Source organism: Corynebacterium sp. MSK158 (assembly GCF_030229085.1).
In the GTDB taxonomy this organism is placed as follows: Bacteria; Actinomycetota; Actinomycetes; order Mycobacteriales; family Mycobacteriaceae; genus Corynebacterium.
Window position 1 is genome coordinate 156,915 of record NZ_JASPHJ010000002.1, and the last position, 13,119, is coordinate 170,033.

Annotated in this window: 13 protein-coding genes; 10 read left to right on the plus strand and 3 right to left on the minus strand. The window is 62.2% G+C overall.

Annotation, left to right across the window (positions count from 1 at the left end):
• Positions 1-41: 41 nt before the first annotated feature.
• Both manB and QP915_RS02840 read left to right on the plus strand, forming a co-directional pair.
• The gene (gene manB / locus QP915_RS02835) at positions 42-1,136 is read left to right on the plus strand and encodes a mannose-1-phosphate guanylyltransferase (RefSeq protein ID WP_239278732.1); all 1,095 of its coding nucleotides are present in this window, start codon (positions 42-44) and stop codon (positions 1,134-1,136) included.
• 565 nt (positions 1,137-1,701) lie between these two features.
• Complete coding sequence (locus tag QP915_RS02840) at positions 1,702-1,950, plus strand: WhiB family transcriptional regulator (RefSeq protein ID WP_005528147.1); 249 nt, start codon at positions 1,702-1,704, stop codon at positions 1,948-1,950.
• Between the two features lie 79 nt (positions 1,951-2,029).
• Here QP915_RS02840 and QP915_RS02845 read toward each other — a convergent pair whose 3' ends face one another.
• Entirely contained in the window at positions 2,030-2,500 is a 471-nt protein-coding gene (locus tag QP915_RS02845; RefSeq protein ID WP_005322429.1) for a metallopeptidase family protein, read from the minus strand.
• A gap of 96 nt (positions 2,501-2,596) precedes the next feature.
• Between QP915_RS02845 and QP915_RS02850 the strand changes: the two genes are divergently transcribed.
• Both QP915_RS02850 and QP915_RS02855 read left to right on the plus strand, forming a co-directional pair.
• Positions 2,597-3,064: a DUF3499 domain-containing protein gene (locus tag QP915_RS02850; protein WP_284766745.1), complete on the plus strand. Its 468-nt coding sequence runs from the start codon at positions 2,597-2,599 to the stop codon at positions 3,062-3,064.
• 54 nt (positions 3,065-3,118) lie between these two features.
• Positions 3,119-4,486 carry a phosphomannomutase/phosphoglucomutase gene (locus QP915_RS02855; RefSeq protein ID WP_284767920.1) on the plus strand — a complete coding sequence of 456 codons (1,368 nt, stop codon included), beginning with the start codon at positions 3,119-3,121 and terminating at the stop codon, positions 4,484-4,486.
• On the opposite strand, the gene QP915_RS02860 is transcribed toward QP915_RS02855, so the two are convergent.
• On the minus strand, positions 4,483-5,838 hold the full coding sequence (locus QP915_RS02860; RefSeq protein ID WP_284767921.1) for an FAD-dependent oxidoreductase: 1,356 nt from the start codon (positions 5,836-5,838) through the stop codon (positions 4,483-4,485). The two genes, QP915_RS02855 and QP915_RS02860, sit on opposite strands and share 4 nt — an antisense overlap.
• Positions 5,839-6,090: 252 nt before the next feature.
• Here QP915_RS02860 and QP915_RS02865 point away from each other — a divergent pair, with 252 nt between their 5' ends.
• From QP915_RS02865 to QP915_RS02880, 4 genes are read left to right on the plus strand one after another with little or no spacing between them, the layout of a single operon-like run.
• Positions 6,091-7,767: a nitrite/sulfite reductase gene (locus QP915_RS02865; RefSeq protein WP_239278735.1), complete on the plus strand. Its 1,677-nt coding sequence runs from the start codon at positions 6,091-6,093 to the stop codon at positions 7,765-7,767.
• Positions 7,764-8,015, plus strand: coding sequence for a hypothetical protein (locus QP915_RS02870; protein WP_005322420.1), 252 nt, complete (start codon positions 7,764-7,766; stop codon positions 8,013-8,015). Before QP915_RS02865 ends, QP915_RS02870 begins: the two co-directional genes overlap by 4 nt.
• A 10-nt stretch (positions 8,016-8,025) precedes the next feature.
• Entirely contained in the window at positions 8,026-8,712 is a 687-nt protein-coding gene (locus QP915_RS02875) for a sirohydrochlorin chelatase (RefSeq protein ID WP_284767923.1), read from the plus strand.
• Entirely contained in the window at positions 8,706-9,755 is a 1,050-nt protein-coding gene (locus tag QP915_RS02880; RefSeq protein ID WP_284767925.1) for a sulfite exporter TauE/SafE family protein, read from the plus strand. The genes QP915_RS02875 and QP915_RS02880 overlap by 7 nt, the downstream gene beginning before the upstream one ends.
• Before the next feature lie 105 nt (positions 9,756-9,860).
• Here the strand turns inward: QP915_RS02880 and cobA are convergent, their stop codons facing one another.
• Complete coding sequence (gene cobA, locus QP915_RS02885) at positions 9,861-10,598, minus strand: uroporphyrinogen-III C-methyltransferase (protein ID WP_284767927.1); 738 nt, start codon at positions 10,596-10,598, stop codon at positions 9,861-9,863.
• A 41-nt stretch (positions 10,599-10,639) separates the two neighbouring features.
• Between cobA and QP915_RS02890 the strand changes: the two genes are divergently transcribed.
• Together QP915_RS02890 and manA are read left to right on the plus strand one after the other, a co-directional pair.
• Positions 10,640-11,662 (plus strand): MurR/RpiR family transcriptional regulator, encoded by a 1,023-nt coding sequence (locus QP915_RS02890; protein WP_284767928.1) that lies wholly within the window; start codon positions 10,640-10,642, stop codon positions 11,660-11,662.
• A gap of 6 nt (positions 11,663-11,668) precedes the next feature.
• Positions 11,669-12,898, plus strand: a complete 1,230-nt coding sequence (gene manA, locus QP915_RS02895) for a mannose-6-phosphate isomerase, class I (RefSeq protein WP_284767929.1) — start codon at positions 11,669-11,671, stop codon at positions 12,896-12,898.
• Positions 12,899-13,119 lie beyond the last annotated feature (221 nt).

The following is a 13,119-nucleotide window of genomic DNA, read 5'->3' on the forward strand; positions in this document are numbered from 1 at the left end:
AAAATCACAGAATAAAACTGTCCGCATACATAAGGAAGACTATGACTGAAGCAGCCACCACCCACGGTGCCAGCACGGATGCAGTGATTCTCGTCGGCGGCCGCGGCACCCGCCTGCGCCCACTAACCATCGGTACGCCGAAGCCGATGCTGCCGACGGCAAACTACCCGTTCCTGCAGCACCTGCTCGCCCGCATCAAGGCCGCCGGCATCGAGCACGTCGTCATGTCTACTTCCTATAAGGCCGAGGTCTTTGAGGAGTACTTCGGTGATGGCTCCGAGCTGGGCCTAGAAATCGAGTACGTGGTGGAAGAGACCGCGCTCGGCACCGGCGGCGGCATCCGCAACGTCTACGACAAGCTGCGCAATGACACGGTCATGGTCTTCAATGGTGACGTGCTCTCCGGCATGGATCTGGAAGGCATCCTCACCACGCACCATGACAAAGACGCCGATGTCACCATGCACCTGCTCAACGTGGCTGACCCGCGTGCGTTTGGTTGCGTGCCGACCGACTCCAACGGCCGAGTTACTGCGTTCCTAGAAAAGACCGAGGATCCGCCAACCAACCAGATCAACGCCGGTTGCTATGTATTCAAGCGCTCCGTCATCGAGTCCATCCCGGCCAACCGCGTTGTTTCCGTGGAACGCGAAACCTTCCCAGGGCTCTTGGCTGAAGGCCGGCTGGTTGTAGGCCACGTAGACAACTCCTACTGGCGCGATATGGGCCGCCCGGATGACTTCACCCGTGGTTCCTCCGACCTAGTACGCGGCATCGCGCCTTCCCCGCTGATTGAGGGCAAGACTGGTGAATCCCTGGTAGATCCTTCCGCCGGAATCGCCGGTGGCGTGCTGTTGCTATCCGGTACCGCCGTGGGCCGTGGCTCCGAGGTGGGCGCGGGCTCCCGCCTGGAGGGCACCGTTGTCTTCGACGGCGTGCGCATTGAGCCCGGCGCCATCATCCACAACTCGATCATTGCCTCCGGCGCCCACATTGGCGCCAACGCGGTCATTGAGAACTGTGTCATTGGTGAAGGTGCCCACGTCGGCGCACGCTGCGAGCTTCTCGACGGCATGCGTGTCTTCCCCGGCGTTTCCATCCCCGATGCCGGCGTGCGTTTTAGCTCCGATGCTTAACGCTTTCGCCGTGGTCTGGGCACTGCACTAGGTCCAGCTGACATAGGTCGAACTGAGGACAATGGAGCCTCGGTTCGGCCTCTCTTTTTATGGGCCACCGAGCCCGCCTGTCCGCAACGGCCGACATGGTGCGGAATCAGTGCGGGCGCGGAGGGGGTGGATCCCTTCTTTGCGGCGTTGTGCGCGCGACACGCCGGAATTTCCTGAAAATTGTTGACAGAAAAACGGGGTACCACTACATGTAGTACCCCCTACCTACACCCCCATAGGGGATCAGTTGTTACAGATGTGACGGATGGGGATCGTGTGCTGCGTTTTTGCCGGAAAGCGCGAAGAAGCCGCCAATTCGGGTTGACGATATTTAGTGATCCGGTGTGAAATTACATCAGTGAAAGAAACAGCGGCCGGCGCCGTTACTTCCACACCATCCCGGCGGGGTTGCCCAAGGGGAATGTGGTGTACAGTCGGTCGCACTGATGAGAATTACCCAACCTCGGAGAAAGGAAAAGGCGTGGACAAAATGGCTAATAACAACGCCATTCTCCGTGGCGGTGCTGCTGCAGAGATGTCGCTCGATGAACTCTTCGGTGCCGTCGAGCAGGAGTGGCAGGACCAGGCGCTGTGCGCACAGACCGACCCTGAAGCATTCTTCCCTGAAAAGGGAGGCTCTACCCGTGAGGCCAAGCGCATCTGCCAGGCCTGCGCGGTACGCGATGAATGCTTGGAGTACGCGCTGGAGCACGATGAGCGCTTCGGTATTTGGGGCGGGCTATCGGACCGCGAGCGCCGCCGCCTCAAGCGCGAGATTGGATAATTAAGGTGTCCAGTGAGGCCCCTGGCTAGCACGCAATGTGCGGCCAGGGGCTTTTCTGCTGCCGCGAAACCTACTGGGGCTACCAGCTATAGCGCGGGTCCACTTCTTCGGGGTCCAAGTTGAGGTAGTTGGCCACCAGCGCGGTAATAACGGTGCCCAGGAGTTCGGAACGCTCGGACGGGGTAGAGGCACGTTGCTCAATAGGCATGCGGAAGATGACCAGGCGCGCGCGGGTGGGCTGGCCCTCGGAATCTACACCGGCGGGAACCACGCGGCCGAGGGGAACTGGGCCATCGGCGATAATCTCATCCGGTAGTACGGTCATATCGGGAGAAAGCCGCATGCGCGGGATGGTGTCTACGGCCAAGTCGAGGCCACGCAATTGTGGCGCGAAGGCGTTTTGGATGGGGGCATAGGCCTCCAATACGGCCATGTCGAAGTGCTCGCGCGCGCTGCGGTAGCGCGGGGTCTGCTGGGGGAGGAGAGGTCCGCGCATGCCGTGGCCGTGGCGGTCGCGGGCGGGGCGGATATGCGGGCGAGCGGCGGTCATGACCCTGATTCTAAGGTGCTGGCGGGCCGGATTTAGCGGAGCCACGCCGGGGCGAAGACTATCTAAATCTCAACCAAGGGTTTAGACTTATGCGCTGTGACTATTTCTCGCCATTGCTCCCGCCCAGGCTGCGGCCGCCCCGCCGTGGCGACATTGACCTACGCTTACGCGGACCAGACGGCCGTCGTTGGACCGCTGGCGGAAGAGGAGAACCCACACAGTTGGGACCTATGCGCCACCCACCGCGACCGCATCTCCGCCCCAGTGGGCTGGGAACTGGTGCGTGTGGATCGCATTGAGCTGGATGAGGAAGATGACCTGATGGCTTTGGCAGAGGCCGTCAAGGAAGATGGCCGCGTGACTACCGGCTTGGTCGATGACCGCAGCGCCGGCTCCGGTGCCGACCCCATCGACTACTCCGCGACCTTTGATGGGGCAGACCCTGCCAATTCGAATCACCCGGTCTTTCGCACCCGCCGCGTGGCTTATGCCAAAAAGGCGCGCCGCGCACACCTTTCCGTCGTGCCCGATGAATCGACGCCCGCGGAACCGGAACAGGACTGACACGAACCCCGTGGTGCGGTAGTTTCCCAGCGGGCGGGAGTACTATTGCAGGTTATGCGAACTCGTGAGCATCTTGATGCAGTAATTAAGGCCTATGACGTCCGTGGCGTGGTGGGCGAAGATATCGATGAGAACTTCGTGCGCGATACGGGCGCCGCGTTTGCCGCCATCCTGCGGGAAGAAGGCGAAAATACCGTAGCAGTCGGCCACGATATGCGCCCGTCCTCGCCGTCTCTGGCGCGCGCTTTTGCTGAGGGTGTGACCTCGCAGGGCCTCAACGTGACCCTGCTGGGGCTAACCTCTACCGACGAGCTCTACTACGCCGCCGGCTCCCTGGAGTGTGCGGGCGCTATGTTTACCGCCTCTCATAACCCAGCCAAGTACAACGGCATTAAGCTCTGCCGCGCCGGCGCGGTACCGGTGGGCCAGGAGACCGGCTTGGAACAGATTAAGCAGATGCTTATCGACGGCACCCCGGAGTTCACCGGCACCGAGGGCGCAATTGCCGAACAGGAGATTCTTGCCGGCTACGCCGACTTCCTGCGCAAGCTGGTGCCGCTGGAGGATTCCAAGCCGCTCGTTGTAGCCGTTGACGCTGCCAACGGCATGGGGGGCCACACCGTGCCGGCCGTCTTCGATGGCTTGCCTTTCGACGTCCGCGATTTGTACTTCGAGCTCGATGGCACCTTCCCGAACCACGAGGCTAACCCCTTGGATCCAAAGAACCTCGTAGATCTGCAGAAGTTCACCGTGGATCAGAAGGCCGATATTGGCTTGGCCTTCGACGGTGATGCGGACCGCTGCTTCGTGGTGGATGAAAAGGGCCAGCCGGTCTCCCCGTCTGCCATCTGTGCACTGGTCGCTGAGCGCTACCTGGAGAAGTTCCCCGGCGCTACCATCATCCACAACCTGATTACCTCCAAGACCGTGCCGGAGCTCATTAAGGAAAAGGGCGGCACCCCGGTGCGCACCCGCGTGGGCCACTCCTTCATCAAGGCGCAGATGGCCGAGCACAAGGCCGCCTTCGGTGGCGAGCACTCCGCGCACTACTACTTCCAGGAGTTCTGGAACGCCGATTCCGGCATGCTTGCTGCAATGCACGTGTTGGCCGCTCTGGGCCAGTCCGATAAGCCGCTGAGCGAGCTCATGGCGGAATACTCCCGCTACGAGGCCTCCGGTGAGATCAACTCCACCGTGGAGGACCAGAAGGCCGCTACCCAAGCGGTGCTGGATGAGCTGGCGGATAAGATTGAGTCCGTCGATGAGCTCGATGGCGTGACCGTAGAGCTCAAGGGAACCGAGGCATGGTTCAACGTGCGCGCGTCTAATACGGAGCCGCTGCTGCGCCTCAACGTAGAGGCAAAGACCGCCGACGAGGTGCAGTCCATCGTCGACGAGGTCCTTGCCATCATTCGCCGCTAAACTTCGGCGCGCGAGTGGGAGACCATGTCCTCCCACTCCACAAACTTCTTACGCTCGCGGCCCTCGCGCTCGCCTAGGGCGCGCTCTGCCGCGTCCAAGCGCTGCCAATCCTGCCACGTCAGGTAATCGATACCGCGCTCGGTAAAGACTTCGGTGATATCCGCGGTGCTGGAGGGGGAGGGGAGGGTGCCAGAAGCGGCGTCGGCAAGCAGCATGCCAATCGTCTCCGTGGCATCGGACTTGGTATTGCCAATGAGCCCCACTGGGCCGCGCTTAATCCACCCGGTGGTGTAGAGGCCCGGCACTACCGCGCCGGTCGCATCGATGACATGGCCGCCATCGTTATTGATGACGTTCTTGTCTTGGTTAAAGGGCACGCCATCGACCGCATCCGAGCGGTAACCGGTGGCGAAGTAGACCGCCTGCACGGGCCATTCGGTGAATTTGCCGGTGCCGTGCACGCTGCCATCGCCGTTGAGCACGGTGCGCTCGGTCTTGATGCCGCTGACCTTGCCGTCCTCGCCCAAAATCTCTACCGGCTGCTCGAAGAGGTGGATCTGCAGGGTGTGTGGCGCCTCCTTGGGATCGCGGATGGCATACTGCTCGAGCACCTGGCACACCAAATCGGTGGACTTGCTCTCCTGGCGCGCGGCCAGCGAGGCTTCGTCATAATCGATGTCCTCGGGGGAGACCACAACGTTGATGGACTCGGAATGGTCCAGCTCCTTGAGCTCCTGTGGGGTGAACTTGGCCTGTGCCGGGCCGCGGCGGCCGAAGACGCGCACGGTCTCAGCCTGGTTCTTAGCCAGGGACTCGTAGACATTATCGGGGATCTCGGTGACCTTGAGCTCATCGCCGGTTTTGGCCAAGATGCGGGAGACGTCCAGACCCACATTGCCCACGCCAATGACCGCCACCTCCTTGGCGGACAAATCCCAGTCGCGTTCGAAGCGCGGGTTGCCATCGTAAAAGCCCACGAACTCACCGGCGCCATGCACGCCGTCCAAGTCCGCGCCAGGGATATCGCGGTGGCGATCGCCCACGGCGCCGGTGGCAAAGACCACGGCATCGTAGTGCTGCTGTAGCTCGTCGACGGTGATATCGCGGCCGATGTGCACGTTGGTCAACAGGCGAATCTGCTCGGTGTCGAGCACCCGGTGTAAGGATTTGATGATGCCCTTAATGCGCGGATGGTCCGGCGCCACGCCATAGCGGATAAGGCCGAAGGGTGCGGGCATCTGCTCGATGAGGTCAATCTGTACCTCGCCGCCGGTCTTTTTCACCAGGATATCGGAGGCGTAAATGCCGGCTGGGCCTGCGCCGATGACGGCTACCTTCAAGGGCTGATTCATGCTGTGTGAATGCCTTTCTCTCAAGCGCGGGGTCTAGACCGCTAGGTTCATTTTTGTGGCTTATCTTTCTGGCAATTGAACCGTTTAGTCTAGGTTGCGGCAAGGAGTTGAATTAGATTCTAAAAACATACTGCCGTTCATGCAGTTCACGGCGATTCTTTACTTGAAATTAAAAAAGACCGCTTTGTCTGCTCATTTTAGACGGGTAGGTTGTCTTTCAATACTTTGGAAAGGCAGGTTGAGATCTACACCATGACCACCGCGACTAATACCAAGCGCACGCCCCGCGCCAAAAAGCCCGAAGGCCAATGGAAGATTGACGGCACCGAGCCCCTCAATAACGATGAGGTAATTAAGCAGGAAGACGGCGGGCTTTCTGCTAAGCAGCGCGTCATCGATATCTATTCCAAGCAGGGATTTTCTTCTATCCCGGCTGATGACCTAGCCCCTCGCTTCAAGTGGCTGGGCCTTTATACTCAGCGCAACCAGAACTTGGGCGGCGAAATGACCTCCAAGCTGTCCAACGCCGAGCTGCAGGACGAGTACTTCATGATGCGCGTGCGCTTCGACGGTGGCCGCGCCGATCCTGCCAAGCTGCGCGCCGTCGGTGAGATCTCGCGCGATTATGCCCGCTCCACGGCGGACTTTACGGACCGCCAGAATATCCAGTTGCACTGGATTCAGATCGAGGATGTGCCCACCATTTGGGACAAGCTCGAGTCTGTGGGGCTGAGCACGCTCATGGGCTGCGGCGATGTGCCGCGCGTCATTTTAGGCTCTCCAGTTGCCGGCGTGGCCGAGGACGAGATTATCGATGCCACCCCAGCCATCGAAGAGATTAAGAATAACTACCTGCCGCGCGAGGAATTCCATAACCTGCCGCGCAAATTCAAGACCGCTATCTCCGGCAACTCCCGTCAGGACGTCACGCATGAGATTCAAGACGTTGCCTTCGTGGGCGTGAATCACCCCGAGTACGGCCCGGGATTCGATTGCTTCGTTGGCGGCGGCCTATCCACCAACCCGATGCTCTCGCAGTCCCTCGGCGCCTGGGTTCCCCTAGAGCGCGTGCCGGAGGTCTGGGCCGGTGTGGTCGGCATCTTCCGTGACTACGGCTTCCGCCGCAATCGCAATCGTGCCCGCCTGAAGTTCTTGGTAGCCAAGTGGGGCATCGAAAAGTTCCGCCAGGTGCTGGAGGAAGAATACCTAGACAAGCCGCTGCTGGATGGCATCCCACTGGAGGTTGAGCCTGGCTCCCGCGATCACTTGGGCGTGCACCGCCAGAAAGACGGCAAGTTCTACGTTGGCGTAAAGCCTACCGTGGGACACGCCACCGGCGAGCAGCTCATCGCCATCGCGGACGTGGCCGAAAAGTTCGGCATCAGCCGCATTCGCACCACCCCGATGAAGGAATTGCTCTTCCTTGATGTGGAGGAAGAAGACATTCCGGCGCTCTCCCGCGCGCTTGATGAGACCGGCCTGTACTCCCAGCCGTCCGAATTCCGCCGCGGCGTCATCTCCTGCACCGGTCTGGAATTTTGCAAGCTCGCGCACGTGACCACGAAGGCCCGCGCCATCGAGTTGGTAGACATCCTGGAAGACACCTTGGGCGATCTGGACGTGCCGATTTCCATCGCGCTCAACGGCTGCCCCAACGCCTGTGCGCGGTCGCAGGTATCGGACATCGGCCTGAAGGGCCAGATTGTTACCGATTCCGAGGGCAACCGCGTTGAGGGCTTCCAGGTCCACCTGGGCGGCGCCCTTGGCCTGTCCCCGGACTGGGGCCGTAAGCTGCGCGGCCACAAGGTCGTCGCCGATGAGGTGCCCGAATACGTCATTCGCTTGGTCAATAAATACAAAGAGCAGCGCGAGGACGGCGAGCAATTCCGCCACTGGGTCTTGCGTGCCAAGGAGGAGGACTTGCAGTGAATTTTCGCCGCCAGCCCAACCCCAACCGCAACCATCCCAGCTTCTGCCCGTATTGCGCCGGCACTGACCTCTTCCCAGATGAGGAAGATGACTTTGCCTGGAAGTGCCAGGAGTGCCTGCGGATATTCTCCGTGCGTTTTCACGGCCAAGACGATGCCCCGGTAGCCCCTGCACCGGCCGTGTCCTCCAATGAGGCATTGAAGCGCTCGCTTGCCCGCCGCGGACACTCCACGGCACCGCAGGCTTAAGGATGCCCCCATGCCCACACTTATTACCCTGTCCCACGGTTCGCGGCATCCGGGCGCCGCGGCCGGCATTGAGCGTTTGACCCAGGCCACCGGCCTGCGACCAGCCCGCGCGGCGCACCTGGAATTCAACGAGCCCGACCTCACCACGGCCGCGCTCGAGCTCGCCCAGCTAGGGGAGACCGAGGCCATTGTGGTTCCGCTGCTTTTTACCCAGGGCTACCACCAGCGCGTGGACGTCCCGCGCGCGCTTGCCGACGCCTCCACAACCTCCCACCTTTCCCTCCACCTCGCCGCTGGCCTTGGTACGGGTGAGGACCTCGCCCGCGTGCTCGCCTCCCGTACCCGGCCTGGCGATGCCCAGGTGGTCATCTACTCCGTCGGTTCCTCCGATACCGCGGCTAACGACGCCATCCGAAAACTCGCCCACCGCACCTTCGCGCTCACCGGCGTGCCCACGACGGTGGAATTTGCCACCCGCGGTGGTCGCGAAGGGATCGTGTCCTTGTGTCGCGAGCATCAAGACCCCTCTCGCGTACGCGTTATTCCGCTCTTCGTGACCGAGGGCCTGCTCCTAGACCGGTTGGCGGGCGTTCCCGCGACCGTGGACCGTCCCCTTGGCACTGATCTCGCGGGCCTCGTGGCAGATCGCTTTCACCACGCCCGCCGCACCGCACAGGAGGTGTTCGCGCCATGCTAACCCTCATCCTCATTGCGCTCGCCGGTGCGGCCGCCAACCTCGTGGACGGTGGTATCGGCATGGGCTTTGGCGTCACGTCTACCACGATGCTGTTGCTGGCGGGCCTCGGCCCCGCGCAGGCCTCTGCCGTCGTGCATACCGCCGAGCTTGGCACCACTGCTATCTCCGGATTGAGCCACGCGCGCTTCGGCAACGTGGATTGGAAAACCGTGGTCCGTCTCGGTGTGCCGGGTGGGATCGCCGCCTTTTTGGGCGCCACGTTGCTGTCGAATATCTCCACCGCGGCGGCCGCGCCGGTGACCGCACTCATCTTGGTGGGCATCGGCGCCAACCTCATTTGGCGCTTTTCCCAACCGCGCCGCCGTGGCTCCGCCTATAAACGCACCCACTCCACGCCGTTTCTGGCCGGCCTTGGCCTTGTGGGCGGATTCGTCGATTCCACCGGTGGCGGCGGCTGGGGCCCGGTGTCGACCTCCACGCTCATGGCTATCGGCCGGGAGCAGCCGCGCCGCATCGTCGGCACGGTCAACGCCGCTGAGTTCCTAGTGACCTTCGGCGCTACCGCAGGCTTTATCGTGGGGCTCTGGCACGATATTGTCGCCAACTTGGCCGCAGTCCTTGCCTTGCTTATCGGTGGCGCTATCACCGCGCCCATCGCTGCGTGGCTTATCTCCCGCATCAACCCCGTCCTGCTCGGCGGACTGGTGGGCACGGCCATCGTGGGCCTGAATATCGGCAAAGTCATCGGCGGTGCCGAGACGTACTTTGGCTGGGCAGTGCCTGCAGCAGTTACCCCCGTTGCCATCGCGATCGTGGTCGCGGCTGGTGTAGCGGCCACCATTCGTGGCGCGTTGCGCACCAGGCGTGCGCGTGCGGCGGAATTGGAAGCCGAAAACGCTGAGGAAGCCGCCCATGCTGATTTCCATGCCCCGGATTATCCGGAGCGCGTCGCTGCCGCCCACCGCGTCCACGGTTCGCGCAAGTCCGGCGTGACCATCGTGCAGGATAAGGCGCCCGAAAGCCCCGCTGCTGACCGCGCGTAGCACTTCCGCCGCGACCTTTGGCCACGATACGGACCAAACCCCAACTGCGGTGGGGTAGAGCGCGGCCACAAGTTGGCCTCGCGGACCCGGAAGGCCTCGAGGGTGCTACAGCCCGGCCACCTCGCCGATGACGTAGACCGCTGGCGCGGAGATCTCGTGCTCGGTCATCGTCTGCGCCAAGGTACCCAAGGTGCAACGATAGGCGCGCTCGGTAGAAAGCGTGCCCTCTTGGATGATGGCGCAAGGAGTGGAGGGGGAGAGGGAGGCGTCGATAAGCGCATTGGCAATCGCCGGGGCATTTTTCACGCCCATGATGACCGCGAGCGTGGCGCCAGAGCGGGCGAGCGCTGCCCAGTCCACCAAGGACCTCTCATGGCCGGGCGGAAGGTGGCCGGAGACCACCGTGAATCCGTGGACAATGCCGCGCTGAGTTACCGGGATGCCGACGGCCGCGGGAACGGAAATAGCTGAGGTCACGCCCGGAATGACCGTAGCAGGAATAGACGCATCCGCCAGCGCTTGCACCTCTTCAAAGCCGCGCCCAAAGACGAAAGGATCGCCCCCCTTAAGACGGGCCACCTTGCGGCCGGCACGGGCGTGTTCGATGAGCAGCTCGTTGATCTTTTCCTGCGAGATTGACTTCTTATAGGGGAGCTTAGAGACGTCAATAAGCTCTTTGGAAGAAATATCACACAGCTTATCGAGCTGCGCCGTAGGTCCCAGGTGATCGGCAAGAATAACCTCTGCATCCTGCAGGGCGCGCATGCCGCGCACGGTAATGAGGTCCCACGCGCCGGGGCCGCCGCCAATCAGGGTTACGGGATGAATCTGTGCGGAAGTCATAGGACTTCATCTTAGTGGGCGCCCGACTATGCTTGGGCCACATGGATACCGGTAATTATGACGCCGAAACCGTGCGCTTTTTTGATGTGGCGCACGAAGGCGCCCAAATCCGCCTGGTGGCCGGAGAAGTGGAGCGCTGGGGCGAGGCGCTCAGTGGGCTCAATCCCCGCTCGCTTGTAATTATTCCCACCGACGCGATTGCCCGCCAGGCCGCCCACCTAGGCGTTGGCCTAGCCGAGCCGCTGCGGATCCCGATTGTGGTCACTGAATCACTCCCGCGCTACGTGGGGGCGCTGGACCTGGTGGTGGTTGTCGGCGAGCCCGGCGAGTGCGATTGGGCGTCGCGCGCCCTCATTACTGCCAGCCAGCGCGGTGCCACCACCGTGCTCATCGGGCCGGCCAAGGGCCCGCTGGTGGAGGACTGCCCGGAGGATACGCTCGTCACCCCTTGCTTGCCGACGACCGAGGGGAGCTCGCCCGCGCGCAGCATTGCCGCCCTGCATGCGCTGTGCTGCCTGCTCTATCAGGGCCCGACCGTGGTGAAGGAGACCCTCGAGGACCTTGCGGCGGCCGTGGACCGCGAGCTTGCGCAGCTTTCTCCCGAGCGCGATGCCACTACTAATCCGGGCCGCCAACTGCGCGAGTTTATCGACGGCGCCCGCATCATCCATTCCTGCGTGCTCGACCCCTACTCCTATTCCGATCGTCGCGAGCACGTGCAGCTCGACGCCCTCGTGGCCCGCATGGCTACGACCATCTGGGCCGTACACGGCCTGCCGAGCGCTTATGTGGACCCAGCCGAATTGCGTCGCGCGCTCGACCGGGATTCTGATAGTTCCCCGGCTAATGATCTCTTCTATGACCCCTTCATTGATGGCGATGGTGCCGAGGGCGCTTTGGTACCCTTGAAGGTGGTTTTCTGGGGGCAGGAAGAGGCGAACCTGCCCAACTCGCTTGCAGTCCGCAGCATTGACCCGGAACCGGGCCTGGGGCATCTTGCCCGCTCACTGCAGCTTATTACGCGGAGTTTTGCCGCGACCGCCTACGAGATTTCTAAAGGATAGAAACACATGCAGCTGTTGCACAGCGCCACCCGCAACTATTCCTGGGGCTCGCGTACCCTTATCCCGCACCTGCAGGGCCAGCCCGATGCCGATAAGCCCGTCGCAGAGCTGTGGTTCGGCGCTCACCCCGGCGACCCTTCCACGGTGGATGGCCGCCTGCTCAATGAGGTCATTGCAGAGGATCCGGCAGGGCAGCTAGGCGGCCGCGTTTCTGCCGAGTACGGCGAGCGCCTGCCCTTCCTGCTCAAGGTGCTTGCGGCCGAGGAGCCGCTGTCCTTGCAGGCGCACCCGTCAAAGGCGCAGGCGGAAGAGGGCTTTGCCCGCGAAAACGCCGCCGGCATCGAACTCACCGCGTCTAATCGAAATTACAAGGACGATAATCACAAGCCCGAGCTCATTGTCGCGCTCACGGATTTCTATGCCATGGCCGGCTTCCGCCCCTTGGCGCGCACCCGCGAGCTTTTTGCCGCCCTCGAGTGCCCTGAGCTGGACCACTACGTTGCCATGCTGGACGACGACCCCTCGGCAACCACCGAGTCCGCCAACCTGCGCGTCCTTTTCACCACGTGGATTACCATTCCGTCTGCCAAGCGCAAGGAGCTCATTTCCGCCATTGTTGCCGCCGGCGAGCGCCTGATCGCCGCGGACTCGGCCGATTGGAAGTCCCGTGTCATGTCTACGGTGCTGGATCTCAATCAGCGCTACCCAGGCGATATTGGCGTGCTGGGCGCATTGCTGCTCAACCACATCGAGCTCTCGCCCGGCGAGGCCGTCTACCTAGACGCAGGCCAGCTCCATGCCTATGTCTCCGGCCTCGGCGTGGAGATCATGGCGAACTCCGATAACGTGTTGCGCGGTGGCCTGACGCCAAAGTTCGTTGACGTTCCAGAGCTGGTCAAGGTCTTGACTTACGCCGCTGCCGACGAGCCGCGTGTGCAACAACAAGATAAGTCCGCCCAGGACAATGTCCACGATGCCGCCGCCTGGTCCTACCCGGTACCCATCGAGGAATTCCTGCTGGACCGCGTGGAGCTCACCGGTTCGTCTTCTGTGGATCTTGATTACGATGGCCCGACCATCGTCCTGTGCACCGCAGGTTCCGTAACCTTTACCGATGCTGCGGGCAAGACCCTCACCGCGACCCCAGGCCAAGCCGTCTGGCTGCCAGCTGCCGAGGGCCTCGTTACTGCTACTGCGGAATCCGACACCGCGGACCTCTTCGTCGCCCGCGCCTAGTCCGCGTTTAGCCCACACCAGCACGCTTCGCCGCCGCCCTCCGGTTTCAAGCGAAGCGTGCTTTTCAGTCTTCATTACAGCCGCGTTGCGGCCTGCTCTGCTCAATTCTTGGCGCATATTGTGGCTGCGTCGTAATGACCGCATTCCAGCGCATACAAAACAAGCACGTTTCCCGGAATTCTGACTTCAGAATCGAGGAAACGTGCTTGTTTTGTTCGTCT